Raw genomic sequence first — 23,403 nt, forward strand, 5'->3', positions numbered from 1 at the left:
TCTGGTACAGGTTACTGAAGAAGTTAAAATCTGGCTGGAATATCGCAGAACGCCGTGGGGCATTTTCGTCCACAGCGAAGCTGATATGAAAACCGTGCGGCAACATTTACGCAAATACCTGCAAGTATTGCTACCTAAACAGGAAAAACCCGTTTTTTTTCGTTTTTACGATCCGCGTAATATCTGGGATTTTCTCGGCATCTTGAGTGACTGGGAATTGCATTGTTTTTTGGGGCCGATATCGAGCATTACAACGCTCTATCTTGAAGAAGAACGCACGGATAACTTTGCCAAGGTGAGAGAGCCTTTTCCCGTTGGTGCAACCAGCAAACGAAAAATGCTTGTTATCAACGAGGTTCAGTTGGAAAAAATACAGGCCATTTTCACTGAGCGTTATATCGAGAAATTAGCTGGGTTTATCCCTGACTGGCTGGAAAAAGCGCCTTTTGACTTTATTCCTCACATCGATACGGTGGAATGTGCCCGGCAATTTTTTGACTGGTTCAGTGAAAACGGCATTACAGATGATCGTAATGTCCGTGGATTACTCCAGCTCTTTATCCTCCGGCATTACCTCACACTTGATGATCTGCCGAAAGCAATCTATTCCCAATTAACTGAGTACGGTCAACCAGGGCATATGCGTGCCGAACGTTTGTTAATTCAAGAATTGGGTCAAGTACCGCTTTAATCAAAAATAGAGAAATTACTATGGGTAACGCAGTTAAAATTGGCGATATCGGCACAGAACACGGCAATTGTTCCGCAACGCCTGTTATTACCGGAGCCAGTACCGTCAAAGTTGATGGTGCTTATCTTGCGCGACAAGGTGATGCATTAGCGCCTCACAATTCTCATCCACGAGCCATTTCAGGTGGTTCGGGTTCTGTATTTATTGAGGGAAAGCCTGCCGCCAGAACAGGTGATGCAGTGGATTGTGGTGGCGTTGTGATTGGCGGCGGCAGCATCAATATTGGTTAAGGAGAAATAGAATGACATCAACAAAAGCAGGTTCAGCCGTATGTGATTGTGATAACCCGGATGACTGTACTCATAAGATTGATGTAACACTGGGAGATAAAACGTTTAGTTATGAACAACTGTTTCCTTTTCCTGCTACATTGTATTATGTGGTTCCTAAACCGGAAGATAAAGCCGATAAACCTAAAATTCCTATAAAGTTAAGTGCCGTTAGTAAGGGCTGTATTTCGCACAATCCAAACTGCCCCATTGGGAATTTATCGGGTGAAAATGGAATGCCTGTAGCACAATTCTCACCTAATAAACCGTATGCAGGAGAGTTGGTCTATTCAAAGAAAATTAGTGATTTTTCCCTTATGGAAAATAGTCCGATCGTTATTTTACAGCGTTTTTTGAGCAGAGACTTTAGCTCACATATTGAAGAAGAACGTTTTTATGTCAGAGCAGATGAATGCTCAGGAAAACCATTGATAGATAAAAAATACAAACTGGCGGATAAAATTTTGACCGCCACAATAGGTAATAAGGCTATTCTTGGTTCAGACATTCACCTTGTCCTGAATGAAAAACAGGAATTTAATGTTGCTATTGGTGCATCAGAGGAAATTGAAAAACTTACCGATGAGCAGAGAAGGCAACAACAAAAAGAGACCAACAGAAATAATGGAATGCGACATAAAGGTTCACAAGGATGGCGTAGAAATACAAAACCTTATGAAGTTCGTAATTCACTAACTATCGAGGGAAAAATCACGGCCGAAAAAGGCACTGAAACACGTAGCTGGTCAAAGGAACTTGAGTTTGAGTTCAAAAAAGGGAAAAAGAAATTAGGGCCAATTGATACTGCCATCGATAGTATTGGTAAATTCAATGATCTTCTTGCGTTCGGGCATGATCAAGATAAGTTCCGGGTCATTAATTTAGATCTTATTTATCCTTTAATTAATATTAGTGGCAGTTATGAGCTTGCGCACAGTGATAAATATGAAATTTTCTATAAATATAATGCTGATATTACGGCTACACCCTTAGTAGGTTTAGAATTACGCGCCGATGTTATTCAGATATTTGCTGCATATTTTAAAGTCAATAAATTGGTGGCTAAAATACGTGAAAAGGGAGAAGAACTCGAACAAGAAGTGAAGCAAGGTAAAAATGGAGCATTCTATGGTGCACAATTAGATTTAATCCTCAGTGGTGACTTAAGCGTTATGTTTGGCTGGGAGTCTGATGACAAAGGAGAGTGGTCTTTTAAAAAGGATGCCGTATTAGAAACCGGATTTGGAATGAGAGCTGAAACAAATATTCGCGGTGGTGTCCGTTATTATGCTATCAATGGTTATTTTGATGCTTCAGCACAAATTGCAGCCAAAGTATTAGTAGCGCTAGAATCTACAGAAAAAAGTATGGAGCTTGTGCTTTATCATGATGGAATAACAGCATCAGCGAGTGTTAAATATGGTGTAAATGTGGGTAAAGATAAAACATCATCTGACGATGATATATCAAACGAAGAATCATCAAATAGTCAAACAAGTGCAGAAGGAAAAAAAGAACGTGATTGGGTATTTCAAGAGCCACTTAGCAAAGAAAAATCAAAGTACCGAATTTCTTTGGGTTAGTATTTTATTATTTACACTCATAATTTTTGCCACTTCGGTATCAGGAAAAACAAAAATGGAATATAAATACCTATTATCAGTGAATACACATAGAAGTCTATGCGTCATTCGACTTAATGAATTGATAGCAATGGAAAATGTCGATTCTCGCAGCGGAACAGAATCCAGTGGTCAGAACATCACTGCTTTTTTAGAAAATGGTAATAATACACTCTCTGTATCAATGGGAAAAAAAGCTATTGATAAAGATTTTGAAAAGTTTAATCCTGATTCATGGTGTGAAGCAATTATCAGGAAAGCATCTTCACATGATCAAGGCCAGATTATTAGTTATATTAAATTATCCGTAGACAAGAATGGTGATATTGTTACTCACACTTCACAAAATCAGATTTCTAATAATTCTTCAGATTTTGATTTCTTAGGCATGTCAAAAAATTATGGAGAAAAAAAATTATATCAAGCCAAAAAAGATTTTTCTATTAACGGATTGCCCGATTGGATGTGGATAAAAGCTCGTCCTGTATCAGGGAATGATTTACCAGAAATAAAAGCATTTTATCAGGAATTAATTAATGCTTTTTCACGTAACGATTTAAATAAAATATGGAATATAACAGAACCGGCTTGGGAAGAATGGGCTATTGCAGATAATAGTAATGCTAAAACATTTTTTGATTCTATGGGATTTAAAGAAAAATTTGATAGTGGGGATTATGCAACCAGAACAATACCCGACTGGAATAAATTTAGGCTAGTTAGTTATAAAGAGGGCCGTCTATTCCGTTTAGAAGAAGGTGCTTTAGGTCGTTCACCTGTATTACTTGATAATAAAGTTACAGGTGATACTGCAACTTATAGCCCTTACTTATCTATTATTAATGGTAAAGTTGTCATATCAAGATAGTTAATTTATTTGGCTAATTAGTTATTAATATTACTGATTAGCCTAATACCCATCAAGAAAAATTGTTGCTACACATAATCTTTATTATTGCTATAGCTATAAAAATTAGCTAATCTAAACTTGTTCAAAGCGCTTTTTAGCGACAATAAAAAACTCCCGTAGCCTGAAAGGGAGAGCAAATATTGCGGTACATCTGCCCACCTTTGGAAGCAGATATTGTCAGGACACTAAACCCTCGTCTGGCAATGAAGGTTTCTTAAACTAAAAATACGCCCAAAAGGTGTTTTTACATTGTCACCGAAGTGTATTGAACGTGGGTTCATACACTGACTTTTCAAAGCAAAATAAATAAATTTTACTTTATATTCAATGAATTACTAGATGGATTTAGTCCATCCGGTCCATACATCTCACGATCACTGTCTGAAATATTCAGCGAACCATTTTTCTACGCCAAAACAATTAACTCACTGCTACCGTTTGGTACTAACTTTGCGGCATTTTAATGCTTGCACAACATCTTCTGACCGTACACAGAACTCAAGGCGTCACTTTTTGCGGATTTATTGCTGAAAGTGACGCCGCAGCCAAAGAACCACGCAACTCTGACAGGCTCTCGCCTGCTTAACCACGCAGTGAATCTGACACTGCATTTTAGATTGAAAAAGGAGAACTTGACGATATCGAGGCTGGCTTTTTGCCGGTGGGGATGACCTGCTTATGCAGGCGGCAGTACCGCGTACTCAACCGATACCCCGCAATACCTCAACCTGCGTTCACTCTGGCGCACAGATATCGATCAAGGACAAGGCAGGTATTTTCTGTTTTGCCAGAACGGTCGCGCGCCAGAGATTGTAGGTTGTCAGGTATAAGCATGGAGAAGCCAATGAGCCGATTGATTAAAGAATTAAAGTTTTTTGCCCGACAAAGCGGCGGTAGTCATAAAACCTGCCATGACCGCATTCGGATTGCAGGGCGTTTGGGGGCGTTATTATTGAGCCTGAATATTCAGATCAAAAGCCTCAACAATTTGAAAGCCAAGCATGTGGAACAATACGTTGATGCCCGTTTATCTCAGGGAATTGCCAAGCGCACAGTGCAAAATGAAATGTCTGCGCTGCGTAATATCTTCCGCATGGCAGGCCGGAAAAAACTGGAAACTTCGCCACGTCTGAGTAATCAGGCATTGGGATTAAGCGGAACCAGCCGCGCCGGAACGAAACAGGCGATCCCTGATGCTACGTTTCAGGTTGTTTATCAGAAAGCCCTTAAACGTGATGCCGGGTTTGCCGCCACACTGAAACTCGCCCGATTGTTGGGGTTACGTTCTCAGGAAGCCGTGCAATGCAATGCTTCACTGAAAAGCTGGCGCAAACAGTTGGAACAGCCAGAACCGAAACTGCATGTTGTTTTCGGTACAAAAGGGGGCCGACCACGGCAAACCCATGTACTGAATGTTGCAGCGGTAAAAGCAGCTGTAGAGCAGGCCATTACTATCGCAGAACAACGTGATGGCAGGTTGATTGATAAACCGGATCTCAAACAGGCCATGAACTATTGGCGAGCACACGCCACAAAGATTGGTTTAACCGGTTGCCATTCTCCCCACAGTTTGCGCTATGCGTGGGCACAGGATGCTCTTACTTTTTACCAGAAGAATGGCTTTAGCCGTCAGGAAGCACGGGCACTGGTTTCAATGGATTTGGGGCATGGCGATGGTCGTGGGCGTTATGTCGAGCGGATTTATAGCCGTTAAACTTAGCCGTTCAGTTATTGAGTAAGCTAAAACAATCAGTTAAAGTATTCCCGCCATTGTTAAATACCAATGGTCAAGGTTTAGCAGCCTTGTGTAACTATACACTGGTAAGAAGTTTTACCAGTGTGCCTGCATTCGCCCTTTCAATGGTGATTCAGGCGGGGGAGGCTTCGGCCTCGCCGGTCATAGTTACCCGGTCTGCTAACCCTGTCTGAATCGCCACCATCAATATTAATTAATGGAAAGGGGTAGCAGGAATGTATAACAACAATGTTCAAAATGACTGGCACCAAGCGGATATCATCGCAGCATTACGTAAGCGTGGTACAACCTTAGCAGCACTCTCTCGTGAAGCCGGACTCAGTTCATCTACACTCGCAAATGCTCTCAGCAGACAATGGACTAAAGGCGAATGGATAATCGCTGACTATCTCAAAATCCATCCTTCAGAGATCTGGCCGAGCCGCTATTTTGATAAACGTGGTCAGCTTGTTGAACGCAAGGTTCGCAATAAACCACAGGAATAACCCGCTATAATTTGTGATCGATGTCGTAAAAATGAATATTTTTTATCTCAAGCCCTGAGCGTAAAATGGCAGCCAAATTTGACCATTTTTCATCCTCACGGCTTTTTTGCTTTAAGATGATTGAAAATCACGCAATTAATGATATAAATAATAAAAATCAGCCATATATGAAAAAAGTAAACAAAAAAAATCTTGGGGCATTAAAAGGGGCATAAAAGGACGGCAATATAATATACCTTTTATATTCAATTAATTGTATTTATTTCCGATTCCTGATATTGCACGCAAAATTCGCGCTCCGGGTGTGGATGGCGCAGGCTGAAGATGACGTCGCGGATGCCGTGCTCTTTGAGGATTTTGGTGATGATGCCGGCAATATTGAGTTGCTGGAAGATGCGCGAGTTCTGCCGCAGGGTGGTGCGCCAGAGGTCGGGGCGGATGCTCATACGGTAAGTGGTCTGGTGCAGGCCGGTGTTGCCCTGCTCAAAGCGGGTGACAATACCGGTGATACTGCGCTGTTCAATACCATTGAGCAGAACGGTGAGCGTTGCCGTGCGGTCAAGCACCAGCGGAAAGTCAATGGCGGAGTCAGCACTGGCCAGCCCCACTTCCAGCAGGAAAGGGTGCGAGAAGTGTTCGTCCAGACTGAAATCGGTGACGACAAAGGTTTGTGCCGGCAAGCCGCCCGCCGTCAGGGTGAACAGCAGGCCGCTGGGCGCGGGCCCGTCACCGCCCAGTCCCAGTTTTTGCCCCAGTTGTTGCAGGATCTTGCCTGCCCCCAGATTACCCGCCGCGGCTTTGGCGGCCAGCCCCGGCGCACCAAGTGCTTTGCTTACCCCGCCGGTAAAACCCCCGCCGGGGAGCAGGCTGCCAGTACCAAGGCCACTGAGTGATTTGCTTGCTTTATTGGCAAATCCTCCACCGCTGATCAGGCTACCGGTACCGAGACTACCGAGTGTTTTGCTTGCCTTGCCAGTAAAACCCCCACCGCTGAGCAGGCTGTCGGCACTAAGACCCCCGAGTGCTTTGCCTGCTCCGCCAGCAAAGCCCCCACCGCTGATCAGGCTGTCAGGACTGAGACCGCCAAGGACTTTGCCCGCGCCCCCCGTTAATCCGACCTTGCCGGCAATTCCGCTCACAGAATCGAGCATAGCGGCGGCTTTGCCCGCCTCATCCGGTAATCCGACTTTGCCGGCTATTCCTGTTACGGAACGGAGGAGGTCGCTGGCGTTACCGCCCGCATCCGCTAACCGTTCTTTAGCCTGTTTTGTTATTGCTTCCTGTCCCTGTTCTAACAGTGCTTTTCCTGCCTGCAATGTTGTGAGGGACTTTTTCTCTTTCTCTGACACGGTCTGTCTCCCTGAAGTCATGCCGATAGAAATGTAAAATGGCAATGGGCTTAGCAGGGACATCGTCATATTCGGCAAGAAGGGCGAGCCTATTCTGCACACCTACTTTTTCAGTCTGACAATAAGCTGAAAATAGGGCGCTTCTTGTTTTGAATAAGGCAAAATGTCCGGTTAAGCCAGAATGATTTGTTCCGTTCGTGATAAAAAAATCTGCCGGAAATAATAAGGAGCAGAAAATTAAAAACCAAATAAAATCAAGAGGAGGAAAAAATCGCGTTGTACAATCACAGCGTAAAAAGTTAAAAACTTTGCCGTTGTAAAATAAATTACCGGAAGATTCACTCTGGTGAGTGCATCATGCTGAGTTATTTTGTGCCTAAATTAAGGCTTTTTTTATAACATAATGAATTGTAAATAAAAAATTAGATCTAATTTTTAGAACAACCCTGATCATTTCTATTTTGTGAATAAGTTCACAAAAAAGGTTATTTTGAAAAAAATAAAATTTTTGCCGAATTCAACGCCTAAGCGCAACACTATCCAAAATGTTAAAGGGCAGATTTCTGCCCTAGAGTGAGAGTAACGTCCGTTCCCATTGCGCCACAATTTCCCGTTTCTCTTTCAGATAGTCATAACGATCATAGTGCTTGGTTGATACACCCGGCTTTTTGTGATTCTGTAATCTATCTCTCATCTCAGCGCTAATTCCCATTTCCCCTGCAAGTGTCTTAAAAGTTCGCCTGATATCTCTTGGTGTGAACTTTTCAAAGTCATAGCGAATACAAAATTTGCGTATCTGTTTGGCATATTCAGCCGCCAGTAGATGACCTTCTTTCTCAGTTACCATTGGCATGGGTTAATTTATCAAAATCCCTTAGATCTCATTCTGCAAGAATATTCTTCAATGAAATTTGCTTAAGAAATAGATTTGAGGGTTTTGTCATAATACTAATGCCTGCATATTGCTTACATTTTTAATGAAATTATCGTCGTGAGAAATAAGTACCATCGCTCCTGTATAATCATGTAGCGCTTTTTGCAGTAGTTCACGTGATTCAATATCCAGATGATTATCTGGTTCATCCAATAACAGCAGGGCGGGTGCATGTGGCCCACAAAACAGGCAAGCCAGTGCGACCTTAAGTTGTTCTCCTCCACTGAGATAACTGACAGGTTTCAAGGCTTCCTCACCGCGAATACGCAATTGTGCCAATCGAGTACGGTAACGATCTTCTGTCCAGCCTGGTGACTGTAATTGAAAGTTATGTAGCGCAGATTGGTTTTTATCAAGGAACGAAAAATGCTGATCCATCAAACTGTGTGAAGGAGTGATACGACAGATACCCTGTTTCGGAACTAGTGAACCCGTCATTACTTTTAATAAGGTGGATTTTCCGCTGCCATTTTTACCTGTGATGGCGATCCTATCACCATTATTAATGGTTAAACTGATGGGAGTGCCGGAGCCAAAGGGCAGAATGACATCCTGAAGGTAAAGTAACGGAGAAGTTGCTGCTTGTGGCGTCGCAACAGCGATTGACAGCGGCTCGATAATTTCGAGTTTTGTTCTGGCTTCTGTGGCTAATGAAGAGCTACGTTGCAACCGCTCTTCATTCTGTTTTGCTATCCGTGATAATGTTGCTTCTGAACGTCCTAATGCGTGATCAAGAAGGATTTTAGCCTGATTGGCATTTTCCCGCCGTTGCTTACCCTGACTTTGCCTTTTGCTGGTCTTCTCACGATCTTTTTGCTTATCACGTAAAGCTTGTTTTAGTCTTTTTCTGGTTTGATCCACTTCACGTTGGATGCCCAGCTGGAGTTGCTCTTTACTTTCCAGCCAGGTTTCCCATCCACCGATACTGCGGGATAACCCTAATCCGCTGAGTTCGTAAACAACAGATACAGGCTGTAATAGTTGGGTATCATGGGTAACCAGCAGAACTCCGCCATCAAAAGCACTTAACCATTGAGCCAACCAAAAGCGACCTTGTCGGTCAAGGTGATTGCTTGGTTCATCCAAAATCATAAAACCGGCACCTTGACGTTTCAGCGCTAACAACCTGATCCGTGTTTGCTCTCCACCGCTCAAGGAATTAAAAGGTTGATTTAATACGTTTGGATTGAGTTCACCTTTTGCCAGTAAAGACTCAGTTTGAAATTGCCAATCCCAGTTTCCTTCCATAGCATCAAAATCTGCTTCATCACCAACACCAGCCAAGACACGGTCATTGGCTCTTATGATTTTGGTTAACCCCAGCAAATCCGCAGTATTACCGGAAAAAGGGGTTAGGCCTTGTGACAAATAACCCACCTCACAAAAATGTTTTACACTACCTTCTGTGGGAAAGATCTGCTGTGCCAGTATTGATGCCAGCCAGGATTTACCAATACCATTGCGTCCAACTAACGCATGTTGTTCTGCATTTAAAAATATATCGATACCAGAAAATAGGGGCGTTGTTTCACCAGAAAATTGATAGGCGATTTGCCGTGCTTCGATCAATGATTGAACATCGTTTAGCATAAACCGTGCTTCCTTAATGCTTAAGATAGTCATTTCAATCTATTTGTAGGTTAATTTCTGACACTGTTTACAGCTTGTTTTCACATGATTTGTTTTTTCCAGAGAGGTAATTGGTAATAATAATTGGTAATAAAAAGCGATGTCACTTTGCATGAAATACAAATTTGCGGCTTAAACTCATTCTAATGTAACCTGCAAGGGATAGTTACTTCAGTTGAATAACAGACGGTAAGAAAAGCGATTATGGAAAAAAAACATCTGCATATTGCAGCAGGTATTATTAAAAATAGCAATGATGAAATTTTTATCACTCAGCGTAGGGCTGATTCACATATGGGCGGTTTTTGGGAGTTTCCCGGAGGAAAACTTGAACAGGGAGAAACACCTGAACAAGCATTGATTAGAGAATTAAAGGAAGAAGTTGGGATCACAGTAACGCATTGTGAATTAATTGACACCATCAAACATGACTTTCCTGACAGAAGTATCACCCTTGATTTTTTCCTGGTTAATGAATGGGAAGGCGAGCCGTTTGGTAAAGAAGGGCAACCTTCCCGCTGGGTTTTACAATCAGGATTAATTGCTGATGAATTTCCTCCAGCAAACCGTAGTATTGTAGGCTTTCTAACCCAAAATGGTTCATGCTAAAGGATTTTTAATAAATTAGGGTAATTAAATCATTCAATATAAGCGGCGCCAAATAAAACAGGCACCGCTATAACATGCGTTACGCGATATTACTTATATTGTTCAGGTTGTTCGCCCCAGTTATCATTTTCTGAACTGTCACTTTGGCTTGCTATTCGTTTTTCTTCGCTGGCCCATTCACCCAAGTCGATTAATTGGCAACGTTTACTGCAAAATGGGCGATATGGGCTAATTTCTCCCCATACTACCGTGCTGCTACACGTTGGACATTCGACAGTCAATACTTCAGACATAATACTTTCTCCCGCTTGATTTGAAGGTCATACCTTCCATTTTCATATTGCAGCTTTTTTATAACTCATTGTTTTATAGATGTATTTATAAATGCAAAGTGATATAAATACAGAATGAGTCATGCTATTGGGAATTTATTCCCTTAATGTCGTGCTGCAACTCGAAATTTATTGGATCCATGTTAACAGCAGGCCAATTCAAATGACAAATGGGCAGGTACAACACCATGCTCACTATCCATTGGTAAAAAACGGATGGCAAAACGTGTCTTGTAGCCGGAGACTTGTGGGTAAACCAATGTATCTGGCACTACATCCAATTTTAATCTCAACAAATCGGCTTCATCGGCATTCCCCTGATAAAATCCGTTATGGCTGATTTTGGGGGTGAAAGCGGTGGCGTGGCGTATGAGTTCCAGAATACTTTCCAGGGCTTGTTGTAACGGACGAAGGCTATCCAGCCAGGCTGTGACGGATTTATCCCTGACAGATTGTGGTAAATGCAGCCACAGATGCAATGTTGGCAAGTCAAAACTACAACATCCTCCAGGGATGCTGAGACGTTGACGTACCATGCTGATAATACGATCTTCTTTGATAAATTGGTTAAGCCGTGGAGCTTGGTTCAAGGCGATACTGCGTTCTTTAAGTTGCTCTGTCAAACTATGGATCATAGCCGTATCGGCATTCGGAGCGCCGAGCCATTGTTTTAATTTCGCCTGTTGGCGATCCAGCTCTTTCAATATCTCAGAGCGGACTTCACCGCGTTCCATGATCTCAATTAATTCAGCAATTGTACGGAAAAACGAAAGGCTACTCGCCTGAGAATTCAGATGACGTTGTTTTTCCAACTGTTGCATTGAAGACTCTATCCTCAACCATGAACGCATTTTTTCATTGAGTGGATGTTCAAAAATAATAGTGGAGGTTGCATCACTCATTACGGTTTTCCTGTCTGACTGATTTTGCTTGTTTTAAATACTGTTGATGTAGCTCGACCACACGAGAGGTAATATCCTTTTCATTGTTGTGGTTAACGATGACATCATTTGCCTTTTCCAGTCTGTCCTGACGGCTGGCCTGTGCAGCCAGAATATTTTCTACTTGCTCACGGCTTACTCCATCACGAGCCATGGTTCGGGTAATCTGTATTTCAACTGGGACATCAACAACTAAAACACGATCTGCCAAACGCATTAAATTGTTTTCAATGAGCAAAGGAACGACCCAGATGACATAGGAGGCAGTCACCTGGTTTAATTGCCGCTGTGTTTCTATTTGGATCAGTGGATGTAAAAGTGCATTGAGCCACAGTTTCTCTTCTGGGGCAGCAAAAACTTTTTGGCGCAACATGGCGCGATTAAGGCTGCCATCGGGCAATAATATATCGGTCCCAAAGTGCTCTGTGATTGCTTGTAGTGCGGGAGTGCCAGGCGCTACAACTTCTCTGGCGATAATATCTGCATCAACAAGCGGGACACCAAGGGATGAAAATACATTAGAGATAGTCGTTTTACCGCTACCAATTCCACCCGTAAGTGCAACAATATAAGTCATTCTATCCCTTTAAATATCTCTGATAGCATAATCAAATTGTAACTCAAGGGAAGCTGATGGGCTATAAACAAACACGTACAATTCTTATCTTGGCGGTCTTGAGAAAAGATAACGAAACATGTAAGTATCTTGTTAGGTTAATATTGCGCCTAATTGAAAAATCGGCAGATACATAGCCAGCAATAATAAACCGACAATTAAGGCCATTATTAACATCAACAAAGGTTCTAATGATTGAACCAAACTATCAGCAAGGTTGATTGATTTTTCTTGATACCATTCTGCAAGATTGAATAAAAACAATTCTAATTCTCCTGATTCTTCACCTATCATAACAAATTGTTGGCATAACGCAGGGAAATAGGCTGTTTGTTTTAATGCATCACTCATTGGAATGCCTTGTTGAATTTGCCTGTACAGGTTTTTCACTCCAGCGATAAAAACAGGATGCTGAGTTGCACTGAGGGCACATTCGAGTCCTGCCATGAGTGTTAATCCCGCTTTCTGTGTCATAAACAGAATATGAAATATTTGATTAGTCTGTTGATAAATTATGAGTTGCTTAAAAATAGGGAGTCTCAGGAAGAGCATTTTTTCTTTTGCTTTAAAAATGGGGAAACGGTGACGTAGCCATAGATAACAGGTTAATAATATAAATATTATTAACAATAGTAATATGCCATGATGGATTAATAAATCAGAACCTGATAGAACCCACTGTGTTAACAAGGGCAGGGTGGCATTTAGCGAAGAATAGACTTGTCGAAATTCTGGCAGAACAAAGATCAACATCAGAATAATAACCAAAAAGCTCACAAAAGCGACTATCAAGGGATAGTGATAAGCTTTTTGAATTTTCTTCCCCAGCCTATCTTGCTGTTCCAACCGATTAATGATTAATTGGCAGCAGTTTTCAAGCTGACCGGTTTGTTCTCCTACTGCGATAAGTTGACAGAACAAGGGAGAAAATAGCTTTGGATAGTGTTTGAGTGTGGCGGAGAATGCCTCTCCCTGACGAATTTTCTGAATTATATCCGCCAATACACATCGCCAGAGAGCATATTTACACTCTTGCAGTAAAATAGTCAGTCCCTTGAGTAAAGGGATGCCGGAAGTCAGTAACGTACTTAACTGGTGAATAAAATGCAGGCGATAGGCAATTTCCTTTTTGCTGTAATAAATAATTTTTTTACATTTAATGGCATAGGGTTGAAGATCGAGATGACTGAGGTATTGGAATACACTTTTTTTACTGTGTCCAATACTCTCCCCAGTTATGGCTTTTCCATTCTTGTTAATTGCCTGCCATTGGTAAATATATTCTATTTTCATACTGTCTCATGGCCTGTAATCTGATAAATCTCTTCAAGCGTGGTTATTCCTTTTTCCGCTAATGTCAGTCCTGCTGAAAAAAGCGTTGCATCTTGTTGTGAGGCAAGTAAATGGGAAAGGCTGGCGTTAGAACACTCAGACAGGGCTTGCTGGAGTTCAGGTTTGATTTCGAGAAATTCATAGACGGCAGTTCTGCCGTAATAGCCAGAAAAACAGTGATCACAACCGACCGCATTCCATTTTTTTATTGATGTTGAACCAGTAAGATTAGGGATCACTGTGGGAATATTGTCTTGTTGTCGGCAATGGGGGCAGAGTTTACGAACCAGCCGCTGTGCGATAATCAATTTCACACATGAGGCTGTGGTGTAGCCAGAAATTCCCAGATTATGCAGGCGAGATAACGTATCAATAGTGGAATTTGTATGCAGGGTTGATAAAACCAAATGTCCTGTTTGAGCTGCTTTCATTGATATTTCAGCGGTTTCATTGTCACGGATCTCGCCAACCATAATGATATCGGGATCTTGCCGCAATAATGCCCTGAGGACTTTGGCGAAATCGAGACCAATTTTGTTATTAACAGGCGTTTGGTTGATGCCATTTAAAGGAATTTCGACAGGATCTTCGACACTACAGATATTCTTTTTAGCCTGATTTAAATATTGCAGGCAGCTATACAGTGTGACAGTCTTTCCGCTGCCAGTCGGGCCAGTGACTAAAATCATCCCTTGTGGTAAATGGAGTTTCTGTTTTAAAAGTTGTAATTGTGATTCAGGCAACCCTAACTGTTCCAGAGATAGTTGATGTATTGTATTTAAAATACGCAGGACTATTTTTTCCCCGTGTAGTGTGGGGAGTGTTGATATACGAATCGCATAACTGTTTTTGTTGTCACTCCAGTCAAATTGCCCATCTTGAGGCTGACGTTTTTCAGCGATATTGAGCTTTGCCATAATTTTCAAGCGGGCAGGAATACCCGTATTCATTTGAGGAGGAGGTGCCTGCATGGTATGTAATGTACCATCAACTCGAATACGTATTTGGTAACCACGTTGAGAAGGTTCAAAGTGAATATCTGAAGCTCTTTTCTGTATTGAAGTTAATATTGTCTGATTAATTAATTGAATAATGGGTGTGTCTATTTCCTCATCATAGAGATTGTTGTTTTGTGTTGCATCATTATAGTGAGCATGGCGGCTATCAAGGCGATTTATACGGTACGGTTCTTCTTCATCACTTTCTGAACAGTAATTTTTTGCTGACATTAATGAATTTTCTTCTGTCAACATTGATTCTATTTTTGCTTGTGGCCAAATATCTACATTAACGATTAAACCTGAAATAAATCTCAGTGCGGCAATGAAATCCTCATTAGGTGATTTATTACAGGCAATTGTGATCGTATGGCAATCTTTTTTTATAATAATGGCCTGATGTCGTTGACACAGTTCTTTTATTTCTTTTTCCATTAAGAGTTGATCCTTATTTATCATTATCTTTATTCCTTTAATATTGACGTGACTTCATTGTTTTCTCTTCAATTTAAATTCTGTCAGGAATGAAAGGAGGTGTTTAAAATTTCAAGGTTTCCTGACATTTTAGTTTTAACGATTCATTTTCAGATTCACAAATCGTGTTCCATTGAGTGAAACCAGTCTTCGTATCTTGAATAGGTTTTAACGAGGCATGGAGTCCATTAAGGTTTTGCTGACCCACTATCGTTATCTCCCCCTCTTTTACTGATATGGTGCTGATATAGCGGCTATTGTGGCCTGATGGAATGGAGGGATGACCAGAGTGGCAATCTTTGTAATTTTCGGCTTCGAAGCGACACAATTCCACACCAGATTTATAAGGCACAATAGCTTGTAGCATATCGGTTAATGCAGCTTTTTGGATATATCCCTGATAGCTGGGAATGGCAATTGCGCCAAGAATAGACACGATAGCCATAACAACCATCACTTCAATTAATGTAAATCCTTGTTGTTTCATTTTTTCTCCTTATATACGCATTAAACTTTAAGTTGCAATCTGTTGGGTATCGGCGCCAATAATCATGGAGAAAAAAGAGAAAAATAAAATATGGTTAATAAAAATCATGAAGCCGGCTCGAAAAAATAATTTTATGTTACATTTTTTTGCACAAATTTTTCGAGTCTGTCCATAAAGTAAGAAATCACCTGATATATTGGCCGATTAAAGGTGCTAACATGCTAACTGGTTACACTTTAAGCCAGAGTATTACGTTTAATAAAGCTGATTGATGTTGGCCATATTGGAATGGTGATTTTGGCAAGGTGATATTAAATATTAAGGGGGGAGGTAAGAGAATGAAGCTGCATGAAGGGTGGATTGATAGTGCGAGAAAGGTTATTTCCCCGCATTGTGATCTGCGCCCAGAAGGAGAAATCCCCGCATTATTAGTTATTCATAACATCAGTTTACCTCCTGGCAAGTTTGGGGGTCCTTATATTGATCAATTATTTATGGGAACTTTAGATCCTAAAGCCGATCCTTTTTTTGATGAAATTAAGCACTTACGTGTTTCTGCTCACTGCTTAATCCGGCGTGATGGTGAGATTGTACAATATGTTCCTTTCAATAAAAGAGCTTGGCATGCTGGCGTTTCCTGCTACTGTGACCGTGATAAATGTAATGATTTTTCGATAGGCATTGAACTGGAAGGCACAGATTATGAGGAATTTACTGAAATTCAGTACACTAAATTAGCAGAAGTTACTAAGCTGCTTATTAGCCAATATCCTGATATTCGTGACAATATTACAGGACACAGCGATATTGCGCCGGGAAGGAAAACCGATCCTGGACCTTATTTTTATTGGGAACATTACCGTCAATTATTGAAGGAGCGAGTTGGATGACTCTCTTTATTCTATTGTTAATACTGGCATGGGAACGTGTTTTTAAGATGAGAGATCACTGGCAACTGGAACGCTATTTAGCCCCAGCTTTTGCCAGATTCAAATCACATTCACTATGGGGTAGCTTGGGCATGACCTTGCTGGTCGCTTTATTGACATGGAAGCTTATTGATATTTCTAGCTCTGTTGCTTTTGGTATTCTCGCGATTGTGCTGGGCATCATAATTAGTCTGTTATGTATTGGTGCAGGCAGGTTGCGGCATGATTACCGTGGATATCTCCAGGCTGTGCGCCAGGATGATTTTGGACAGCAGAAAAAGTATCTTGCTCGTCTGACAATGATTCAGGGAACATTACCTGACACCACCAAAGAAGAGCGATTACGTGAGATACAGAATTCATTGATTTGGATAAATTTCCGTTATTATCTTGCCCCTATTTTTTGGTTAGCTGTATTGGGTAAATTCGGTCCGGCGGTTTTGATGGGATATAGTTGCCTCAGAGCTTATCAAAGTTGGTTGGCCCAGCACGCAACGGCAGTGCAGAGAGCACAATCTGGCGTTGACGGCATATTGCATTGGCTGGATTGGTTTCCTGCACGTTTGGCGGGTATTGCCTATGCTTTATTAGGGCATGGAGAGAAAGCCTTACCAGCCTGGATTGCATCACTCACTGATTTTCGGTCATCACAATACAAGGTAGTTAGCCAATTAGCACAATTCGCATTAAGTAAAGACCCCCATCTTGATCCTATAGAAACGCCTGTTGCTGCTGTAGCATTAGCGAAAAAAGCTACTTTTACTATTGTGATTATTGTTGCACTGTTGACGATTTATGGGGCATTAGTTTGATAAACAAGAGACATAGAGGGCTGAGTAGGCCCTTTATTTTCTGATTTTCTTTTTAAAATTATTTTGCTCTTATAATACTTAGAATAATAAGCCTTGGCATAAGGAAATTGATACATTGCTATGACAACAAGGATAGCGCTGGGGGAATTTTTAGGGATAGCGGCTTGAGCTTACCAGTGGCATCGGGAGTCGTTATTTGAGTTTGGCTATTTTGATTGACTTATGGATTGTCTGCAATGCTTTACCTTGAATCTTAATTCATATTTTTTGCATAATTTTTGATTTTTTTCTTTGCTGTAACGTTTCATTCTGCTTATCTATACGTTTGAAAAACGTTAAATCTTCCTAATAATCCTCATCTCAAAATCCTCTTTGGTTATAATTTTCTAATAAAATTTAAAATCTTTTGTTAAAATTTGCAGATTTTTATGATTTAGCCCAAGGTCTTTATAGACAGCTAGTGAATACTTTGTTACTTTAAGACCCTGTATTCTAAATTGGTATTACCAATTGACTTTGACCTGTTAACTAGGGTTTAATGACTAAGATTTAGTCAGAAAGACTTAGTTGAGTAGGGCATAATCCAAAGCAACATTTACTTATTGAATGGCTTACCGCAGATATGGCCTATAGCAAGATTCGCCAACCAAAGTTATCAGATGTGATTGAGCAGCGTCTTGAACAGCTCATTCTCGAAGGCTCGCTACGCCCGGGAGAAAAGCTGCTGCCTGAGCGTGAGCTGGCAAAGCAGTTTGAAGTATCACGTCCTTCATTGCGTGAAGCCATTCAAAAATTGGAAGCCAAAGGCTTTCTTTTCCGTCGTCAAGGGGGCGGAACTTTCGTGCAGAACAATCTGTGGCAAAGTTTCAGCGACCCACTTGCCCAACTTATTGCAGAGAATCAAGAATCCCAGTTCGATCTCCTTGAAGCCCGTCATGCGTTAGAGGGGATTGCTGCTTATTATGCAGCCCTTAGAGGAACTGATGAGGATTTCCAACGCATTGCGCAAAGCCATCTTGCCATTCAAGAAGCACAACAAAGTGGCGATGTGAATGCGGAATCTGATGCTGTCTTGCAATACCAACTTGTTGTCACGGAAGCTGCCCATAATGTGGTATTGCTGCATTTATTGCGCTGTATGATCCCAATGTTAGAACAAAATATCAGGCGCAATTTTGAGGTCATTTATACCCGTAAAGAGATGTTGGCAGCGGTTAGTGACCATAGGGCTGAAATTTTTCGCTCTATCATGGCGAGAGAACCGGAAAAAGCCCGTGAGGCTTCTCATCGCCATCTGGCCTTTATTGAAGAAGTTTTATTGGATCTGACTCGTGAACGCACTCGTCGTGAGCGTTCATTGAGGCGGCTCCAGCAACATCAGGAATAAGAGCCTGTCCCTTAGGGCATCGTAGACAAATCACATTCCCGAGTGGGGTAGGTTCTAACTTAACTGTACAGATCTTGACTGCTGCGTTTGTACAGTTGTCAACTCTTTATCAAGAGTTTTAGCGGCAATATATAGCAGGGCCTATCTTCCGGTCATAACAGGCAGTTTCGTCAAAAGGTATGACCAGAAGATAGGCTCCAATAATCATTAGAAATAGATAACAGATAAGGAATACACCATGTCAGATATTTTGAAAAATGACGTGGATCCGATCGAAACTCGCGATTGGTTACAGGCGATCGAATCGGTCATCCGTGAAGAAGGTGTTGAGCGTGCTCAGTTCCTGATTGATCAGGTTTTGAGTGGAGCTCGTAAAGGTGGCGTTAACGTTGCTGCAGGTGCTGCAAGCCGTGATTACATCAACACTATTCCTGTTGAGGATGAGCCTGCTTACCCTGGCAACCTGGATTTAGAGCGCCGTATCCGCTCTGCTATTCGCTGGAATGCGGTGATGACCGTTCTGCGTGCATCTAAAAAAGATCTGGAACTGGGTGGTCACATGGCTTCATTCCAGTCTTCCGCTACTGTTTATGAAGTTTGTTTTAACCACTTCTTCCGCGCTCGTAACGAAAATGATGGCGGTGATTTGGTATACTTCCAGGGCCACATTTCTCCAGGCGTTTACGCCCGTGCTTTTCTTGAAGGTCGTCTGACTGAAGAGCAGATGAACAACTTCCGTCAAGAAATCGGTGGTAATGGCCTGTCTTCTTATCCACATCCAAAATTGATGCCGGACTTCTGGCAGTTCCCAACGGTTTCAATGGGTCTGGGACCAATCTCCGCTATTTATCAGGCTAAGTTCCTAAAATATCTGGAAAATCGTGGTCTGAAAGATACCTCCAAACAAACCGTTTACGCTTTCCTGGGTGACGGTGAAATGGATGAACCAGAATCTAAAGGTGCGATCACTATCGCAACGCGTGAAAAACTGGATAACCTGGTATTCATCATCAACTGTAACTTGCAGCGTCTGGATGGCCCAGTAACCGGTAACGGCAAAATTGTTAACGAACTGGAAGGTATCTTCGACGGTTCTGGCTGGCAGGTGCTGAAAGTCCTGTGGGGTGAGCGTTGGGATGAACTGCTGCGTAAAGACACCAGCGGTAAACTGGTTCAATTGATGAACGAAACGCTGGACGGCGATTATCAGACGTTTAAATCCAAAGATGGCGCTTATGTTCGTGAACACTTCTTCGGTCGTTACCCAGAAACGGCTGCATTAGTTAAGGATATGACTGATGACGAAATTTGGGCTCTGAACCGTGGTGGTCACGATCCGAAGAAAGTTTACGCTGCACTGAAAAAAGCGCAGAATACCACTGGCAAACCAACTGTAATCTTGGCTCAGACCATTAAAGGTTACGGTATGGGTGATACCGCTGAAGGTAAGAACATTGCTCACCAGGTTAAGAAAATGAACATGGAAGGCGTTCGTCAGTTCCGTGATCGTTTCAATGTGCCTGTATCTGATGAGCAGATCGAAAACTTGCCATACGTCACTTTCGACAAAGACTCTGAAGAATCTAAATACCTGCATGAGCGTCGTAATGCACTGAATGGTTATGTACCAAGCCGTCGCGTTAATTTCGACGAGAAACTGGAAATTCCAGCACTGGAAGAGTTCAGCTCGCTGCTGGAAGAACAATCCAAAGAAATTTCTACCACTATCGCTTTCGTTCGTGCACTGAACGTTATGCTGAAAAACAAGTCAATCAAAGATCGTCTGGTTCCAATTATTGCTGACGAAGCTCGTACCTTCGGTATGGAAGGTCTGTTCCGTCAAATCGGTATCTACAGCCCTAATGGTCAGCAGTATACTCCGCAAGACCGTGAGCAAGTTGCATACTATAAAGAAGATGCAAAAGGTCAGATCCTGCAAGAAGGTATCAACGAGCTGGGTGCCGCTTCATCTTGGCTGGCTGCTGCAACTTCTTACAGCACCAACAACCTGCCAATGATCCCGTTCTACATCTACTACTCCATGTTCGGATTCCAGCGTATTGGTGATCTGTGTTGGGCGGCGGGTGACCAGCAGGCTCGCGGCTTCTTGGTTGGTGGTACTTCTGGTCGTACAACGCTGAACGGTGAAGGTTTGCAGCATGAAGATGGTCACAGCCATATTCAGTCCCTGACTATTCCTAACTGTATCTCTTACGATCCAGCATTCGCTTTTGAAGTTGCTGTTATCATGCAAGATGGTTTGGAGCGTATGTATGGTGAGAAACAAGAGAATATCTACTACTACATCACCACTCTGAACGAAAACTACCATATGCCAGCTATGCCGGAAGGTGCTGAAGAAGGCATCCATAAGGGTATCTACAAGCTGGAAAACTTGGAAGGTGCGAAAGGTAAAGTTCAGTTGCTGGGCTCCGGTTCTATCCTGCGTCACGTTCGTGAAGCAGCGAAGATCCTGTCTGCTGAATACGGCATCGGTTCCGATGTATACAGCGTAACCTCCTTCACTGAACTGGCTCGTGATGGTCAGGATTGTGAGCGTTGGAACATGCTGCACCCATCAGAAGAACCTCGCGTTCCTTATATTGCTCAGATCATGAACGAAGCGCCAGCAGTTGCTTCTACTGACTATATGAAACTGTTTGCAGAGCAAGTACGTAACTTCGTTCCTGCAAGCGACTATCGTGTATTGGGCACCGACGGTTTTGGTCGTTCTGACAGCCGTGAAAACTTGCGTCATCACTTTGAAGTTGATGCTTCTTATGTGGTTGTTGCGGCTTTGGGTGAACTGGCTAAACGTGGCGAAGTTGATGTGAAAGTTGTTGAAGAAGCTATCAAGAAGTACAACATCAACCCAGAAAAAGTTAACCCACGTCTGGCATAAGAGGTAAAGATTAATGTCTATCGAAATTAACGTACCTGATATTGGTGCAGATGAAGTTGAAGTTACCGAGATTCTGGTGAAAGTTGGTGACACAGTAGAAACAGAACAGTCACTGATCACGGTTGAAGGTGACAAAGCTTCTATGGAAGTCCCTTCTCCACAGGCGGGTGTAGTTAAAGAAATCAAAGTTGCGGTTGGCGATACAGTTGCAACCGGCAAACTGATTATGGTTTTTGAATCCGCAAACGGTGCAGCAGAAGCTGCACCTGCACAACAAGCCGCGGCAGCACCAGCAGCAGTAGAAAGCAAAGAAGTGAATGTGCCAGATATCGGTGGTGACGAAGTCGAAGTGACCGAAATCATGGTAAAAGTAGGTGATACTGTTACTGAAGAGCAATCACTGATCACGGTTGAAGGTGACAAGGCGTCAATGGAAGTGCCTGCACCATTCGCGGGTACGGTGAAAGAGATCAAAATCGTTGCTGGCGATAAAGTTAAAACTGGTTCTCTGATCATGGTATTCGAAGTGGCAGGTTCTGGCACAGCTCCAGCGGTAGCACAGGCAGCGGCTCCGGCAGCCGCGCCTGCGGTTTCTGCGGTTAAAGAAGTGAACGTACCAGATATCGGTGGTGACGAAGTTGAAGTGACCGAAATCATGGTAAAAGTGGGTGATACCATTGCTGAAGAGCAATCACTGATCACGGTTGAAGGTGACAAAGCTTCGATGGAAGTGCCTGCACCATTCGCGGGTACGGTGAAAGAGATCAAAATTGCAGCTGGCGATAAAGTTAAAACTGGCTCTCTGATCATGGTATTTGAAGTTGCGGGTGCAGCTCCTACGGCTGCGCCAGCAGCGGCTCCGGTTCCTGCGGTTGCATCTGCGAAAGCAGCGCCGGCGGCAAGCAAGCCAGCAGAAGGCAAAAATGAGTTTGCTGAAAATGACGCTTACGTTCACGCTACTCCAGTGATTCGTCGTCTGGCTCGTGAATTTGGCGTAAATCTGGCTAAAGTAAAAGGGACTGGCCGTAAGGGTCGCATCCTGCGCGAAGACGTCCAGGCTTATGTGAAAGAGGCGATTAAACGTGCAGAAGCAGCGCCTGCTGCTGCGGGTGGTGGTCTGCCAGGTATGTTGCCTTGGCCAAAAGTTGATTTCAGCAAATTTGGTGAAATCGAAGAAGTTGAAATGAGCCGTATCCAGAAAATTTCTGGTGCTAACCTCAGCCGTAACTGGGTCATGATCCCTCACGTTAACCTGTTCGATGAAGCGGATATCACTGAAGTTGAAGAGTTCCGTAAACAACAGAACAAAGAAGCTGAGAAGAAACAGCTGGGCGTGAAAATCACTCCGCTGGTGTTCGTCATGAAAGCCGCTGCGAAAGCACTGGAAGCAATGCCTCGCTTTAACAGCTCCATTTCTGAAGATGGCCAGAAGCTGATCCTGAAAAAATATGTCAACATCGGTATCGCGGTTGATACACCTAACGGCCTGGTTGTTCCTGTATTCAAGGATGTCAACAAGAAAGGCATCATGGAATTGTCCAGAGAATTGGCTGAAGTTTCCAAGAAAGCACGTGCTGGTAAGCTGACCGCTTCCGACATGCAGGGTGGCTGCTTCACCATCTCCAGCTTGGGTGGTATCGGCACTACCGGCTTTGCACCAATTGTGAATGCGCCAGAAGTGGCAATCATGGGTCTGTCTCGTTCTTCCATGAAACCAGTCTGGAATGGTAAGGAATTCGTTCCACGCCTGATTCTGCCGATGTCTCTGTCTTTCGACCACCGTGTGATCGACGGGGCGGATGGTGCACGTTTCATCACTTATATTAATCAATTGATGAGCGACATCCGCCGTTTGGTGATGTAATGCAAAGGCCGGTAA

The 23,403-nt window shown here is 42.7% G+C and carries 21 protein-coding genes and 1 pseudogene; 13 read left to right on the top strand and 9 right to left on the bottom strand.

Annotated elements, in window-relative coordinates; genetic code table 11:
• The 7 genes from IQ209_RS07620 to IQ209_RS07650 form a co-directional block, all read left to right on the top strand.
• A partial coding sequence (locus IQ209_RS07620) for a DUF4123 domain-containing protein (RefSeq protein WP_193850504.1) occupies nucleotides 1-691 on the top strand: 691 nt, incomplete at its 5' end.
• A 20-nt stretch (nucleotides 692-711) separates the two neighbouring features.
• Nucleotides 712-981, top strand: a complete 270-nt coding sequence (locus IQ209_RS07625; protein WP_193850506.1) for a type VI secretion system PAAR protein — start codon at nucleotides 712-714, stop codon at nucleotides 979-981.
• A gap of 11 nt (nucleotides 982-992) precedes the next feature.
• Nucleotides 993-2,603: a hypothetical protein gene (locus IQ209_RS18270; protein ID WP_228005773.1), complete on the top strand. Its 1,611-nt coding sequence runs from the start codon at nucleotides 993-995 to the stop codon at nucleotides 2,601-2,603.
• Between the two features lie 130 nt (nucleotides 2,604-2,733).
• On the top strand, nucleotides 2,734-3,510 hold the full coding sequence (locus IQ209_RS07635; RefSeq protein ID WP_193850508.1) for a hypothetical protein: 777 nt from the start codon (nucleotides 2,734-2,736) through the stop codon (nucleotides 3,508-3,510).
• 886 nt (nucleotides 3,511-4,396) lie between these two features.
• Nucleotides 4,397-5,266 carry an integrase domain-containing protein gene (locus IQ209_RS07640; protein ID WP_193850510.1) on the top strand — a complete coding sequence of 290 codons (870 nt, stop codon included), beginning with the start codon at nucleotides 4,397-4,399 and terminating at the stop codon, nucleotides 5,264-5,266.
• Between the two features lie 257 nt (nucleotides 5,267-5,523).
• Nucleotides 5,524-5,793 (top strand): helix-turn-helix transcriptional regulator, encoded by a 270-nt coding sequence (locus IQ209_RS07645; protein WP_193850512.1) that lies wholly within the window; start codon nucleotides 5,524-5,526, stop codon nucleotides 5,791-5,793.
• 65 nt (nucleotides 5,794-5,858) lie between these two features.
• Entirely contained in the window at nucleotides 5,859-6,008 is a 150-nt protein-coding gene (locus tag IQ209_RS07650) for a hypothetical protein (protein WP_193850514.1), read from the top strand.
• Between the two features lie 36 nt (nucleotides 6,009-6,044).
• On the opposite strand, the pseudogene vgrG reads toward IQ209_RS07650, so the two are convergent.
• From vgrG to IQ209_RS07665, 3 genes and pseudogenes are all read right to left on the bottom strand, one after another.
• Nucleotides 6,045-6,560, bottom strand: a pseudogene (gene vgrG / locus IQ209_RS18275) (type VI secretion system tip protein VgrG); the annotation flags it as partial.
• A gap of 1,150 nt (nucleotides 6,561-7,710) precedes the next feature.
• A complete protein-coding gene (locus tag IQ209_RS07660) occupies nucleotides 7,711-7,995 on the bottom strand; it encodes a hypothetical protein (protein WP_370588408.1) in 285 nt (94 codons plus the stop codon).
• An 87-nt stretch (nucleotides 7,996-8,082) separates the two neighbouring features.
• A complete protein-coding gene (locus tag IQ209_RS07665; RefSeq protein WP_193850516.1) occupies nucleotides 8,083-9,666 on the bottom strand; it encodes an ATP-binding cassette domain-containing protein in 1,584 nt (527 codons plus the stop codon).
• 243 nt (nucleotides 9,667-9,909) lie between these two features.
• Between IQ209_RS07665 and mutT the strand changes: the two genes are divergently transcribed.
• Nucleotides 9,910-10,314: an 8-oxo-dGTP diphosphatase MutT gene (gene mutT / locus IQ209_RS07670; RefSeq protein WP_193850518.1), complete on the top strand. Its 405-nt coding sequence runs from the start codon at nucleotides 9,910-9,912 to the stop codon at nucleotides 10,312-10,314.
• Nucleotides 10,315-10,403: 89 nt separating this feature from the next.
• On the opposite strand, the gene yacG is transcribed toward mutT, so the two are convergent.
• The 6 genes from yacG to ppdD all read right to left on the bottom strand — a co-directional run bounded on the left by yacG (nucleotide 10,404) and on the right by ppdD (nucleotide 15,494).
• Nucleotides 10,404-10,607 (bottom strand): DNA gyrase inhibitor YacG, encoded by a 204-nt coding sequence (yacG, locus tag IQ209_RS07675; RefSeq protein WP_193850520.1) that lies wholly within the window; start codon nucleotides 10,605-10,607, stop codon nucleotides 10,404-10,406.
• A gap of 182 nt (nucleotides 10,608-10,789) precedes the next feature.
• Nucleotides 10,790-11,548: a cell division protein ZapD gene (zapD, locus tag IQ209_RS07680; RefSeq protein WP_193850522.1), complete on the bottom strand. Its 759-nt coding sequence runs from the start codon at nucleotides 11,546-11,548 to the stop codon at nucleotides 10,790-10,792.
• Entirely contained in the window at nucleotides 11,541-12,164 is a 624-nt protein-coding gene (coaE, locus tag IQ209_RS07685; protein ID WP_193850525.1) for a dephospho-CoA kinase, read from the bottom strand. The genes zapD and coaE overlap by 8 nt, the downstream gene beginning before the upstream one ends.
• 132 nt (nucleotides 12,165-12,296) lie before the next feature.
• Nucleotides 12,297-13,496, bottom strand: coding sequence for a protein transport protein HofC (gene hofC, locus IQ209_RS07690; RefSeq protein WP_193850527.1), 1,200 nt, complete (start codon nucleotides 13,494-13,496; stop codon nucleotides 12,297-12,299).
• The gene (gspE, locus tag IQ209_RS07695; protein ID WP_193850529.1) at nucleotides 13,493-14,992 is read right to left on the bottom strand and encodes a type II secretion system protein GspE; all 1,500 of its coding nucleotides are present in this window, start codon (nucleotides 14,990-14,992) and stop codon (nucleotides 13,493-13,495) included. Before gspE ends, hofC begins: the two co-directional genes overlap by 4 nt.
• 79 nt (nucleotides 14,993-15,071) lie before the next feature.
• Complete coding sequence (gene ppdD, locus IQ209_RS07700; protein WP_193850530.1) at nucleotides 15,072-15,494, bottom strand: prepilin peptidase-dependent pilin; 423 nt, start codon at nucleotides 15,492-15,494, stop codon at nucleotides 15,072-15,074.
• Nucleotides 15,495-15,832: 338 nt separating this feature from the next.
• Here ppdD and ampD point away from each other — a divergent pair, with 338 nt between their 5' ends.
• From ampD to aceF, 5 genes are all read left to right on the top strand, one after another.
• Nucleotides 15,833-16,384, top strand: a complete 552-nt coding sequence (gene ampD, locus IQ209_RS07705) for a 1,6-anhydro-N-acetylmuramyl-L-alanine amidase AmpD (protein ID WP_193850532.1) — start codon at nucleotides 15,833-15,835, stop codon at nucleotides 16,382-16,384.
• Nucleotides 16,381-17,235 carry a beta-lactamase regulator AmpE gene (gene ampE, locus IQ209_RS07710; protein ID WP_193850535.1) on the top strand — a complete coding sequence of 285 codons (855 nt, stop codon included), beginning with the start codon at nucleotides 16,381-16,383 and terminating at the stop codon, nucleotides 17,233-17,235. Before ampD ends, ampE begins: the two co-directional genes overlap by 4 nt.
• 622 nt (nucleotides 17,236-17,857) lie before the next feature.
• Nucleotides 17,858-18,622: a pyruvate dehydrogenase complex transcriptional repressor PdhR gene (gene pdhR, locus IQ209_RS07715; RefSeq protein WP_193850537.1), complete on the top strand. Its 765-nt coding sequence runs from the start codon at nucleotides 17,858-17,860 to the stop codon at nucleotides 18,620-18,622.
• A gap of 238 nt (nucleotides 18,623-18,860) precedes the next feature.
• On the top strand, nucleotides 18,861-21,524 hold the full coding sequence (gene aceE / locus IQ209_RS07720) for a pyruvate dehydrogenase (acetyl-transferring), homodimeric type (protein WP_193850539.1): 2,664 nt from the start codon (nucleotides 18,861-18,863) through the stop codon (nucleotides 21,522-21,524).
• A 13-nt stretch (nucleotides 21,525-21,537) separates the two neighbouring features.
• Entirely contained in the window at nucleotides 21,538-23,388 is a 1,851-nt protein-coding gene (gene aceF, locus IQ209_RS07725; protein ID WP_193850541.1) for a pyruvate dehydrogenase complex dihydrolipoyllysine-residue acetyltransferase, read from the top strand.
• Nucleotides 23,389-23,403 lie beyond the last annotated feature (15 nt).

Source organism: Xenorhabdus sp. BG5, assembly GCF_015163665.1.
Taxonomy (GTDB): Bacteria; Pseudomonadota; Gammaproteobacteria; order Enterobacterales; family Enterobacteriaceae; genus Xenorhabdus.

What these genes read in the sequence shown, in the direction of transcription:
- IQ209_RS07660 (WP_370588408.1), bottom strand. Translation starts at nt 7,995, where the DNA reads ATGCCAATGGTAACTGAGAAAGAAGGTCATCTACTGGCGGCTGAATAT.
- aceF (WP_193850541.1), top strand. Translation starts at nt 21,538, where the DNA reads ATGTCTATCGAAATTAACGTACCTGATATTGGTGCAGATGAAGTTGAA.
- IQ209_RS07650 (WP_193850514.1), top strand. Translation starts at nt 5,859, where the DNA reads ATGGCAGCCAAATTTGACCATTTTTCATCCTCACGGCTTTTTTGCTTT.
- aceE (WP_193850539.1), top strand. Translation starts at nt 18,861, where the DNA reads ATGTCAGATATTTTGAAAAATGACGTGGATCCGATCGAAACTCGCGAT.
- IQ209_RS07640 (WP_193850510.1), top strand. Translation starts at nt 4,397, where the DNA reads ATGAGCCGATTGATTAAAGAATTAAAGTTTTTTGCCCGACAAAGCGGC.
- pdhR (WP_193850537.1), top strand. Translation starts at nt 17,858, where the DNA reads ATGGCCTATAGCAAGATTCGCCAACCAAAGTTATCAGATGTGATTGAG.
- IQ209_RS07665 (WP_193850516.1), bottom strand. Translation starts at nt 9,666, where the DNA reads ATGCTAAACGATGTTCAATCATTGATCGAAGCACGGCAAATCGCCTAT.
- IQ209_RS07625 (WP_193850506.1), top strand. Translation starts at nt 712, where the DNA reads ATGGGTAACGCAGTTAAAATTGGCGATATCGGCACAGAACACGGCAAT.
- ppdD (WP_193850530.1), bottom strand. Translation starts at nt 15,494, where the DNA reads ATGAAACAACAAGGATTTACATTAATTGAAGTGATGGTTGTTATGGCT.
- ampD (WP_193850532.1), top strand. Translation starts at nt 15,833, where the DNA reads ATGAAGCTGCATGAAGGGTGGATTGATAGTGCGAGAAAGGTTATTTCC.
- mutT (WP_193850518.1), top strand. Translation starts at nt 9,910, where the DNA reads ATGGAAAAAAAACATCTGCATATTGCAGCAGGTATTATTAAAAATAGC.
- ampE (WP_193850535.1), top strand. Translation starts at nt 16,381, where the DNA reads ATGACTCTCTTTATTCTATTGTTAATACTGGCATGGGAACGTGTTTTT.
- coaE (WP_193850525.1), bottom strand. Translation starts at nt 12,164, where the DNA reads ATGACTTATATTGTTGCACTTACGGGTGGAATTGGTAGCGGTAAAACG.
- yacG (WP_193850520.1), bottom strand. Translation starts at nt 10,607, where the DNA reads ATGTCTGAAGTATTGACTGTCGAATGTCCAACGTGTAGCAGCACGGTA.
- IQ209_RS07635 (WP_193850508.1), top strand. Translation starts at nt 2,734, where the DNA reads ATGGAAAATGTCGATTCTCGCAGCGGAACAGAATCCAGTGGTCAGAAC.
- zapD (WP_193850522.1), bottom strand. Translation starts at nt 11,548, where the DNA reads ATGAGTGATGCAACCTCCACTATTATTTTTGAACATCCACTCAATGAA.
- gspE (WP_193850529.1), bottom strand. Translation starts at nt 14,992, where the DNA reads ATGATAAATAAGGATCAACTCTTAATGGAAAAAGAAATAAAAGAACTG.
- IQ209_RS18270 (WP_228005773.1), top strand. Translation starts at nt 993, where the DNA reads ATGACATCAACAAAAGCAGGTTCAGCCGTATGTGATTGTGATAACCCG.
- hofC (WP_193850527.1), bottom strand. Translation starts at nt 13,496, where the DNA reads ATGAAAATAGAATATATTTACCAATGGCAGGCAATTAACAAGAATGGA.
- IQ209_RS07645 (WP_193850512.1), top strand. Translation starts at nt 5,524, where the DNA reads ATGTATAACAACAATGTTCAAAATGACTGGCACCAAGCGGATATCATC.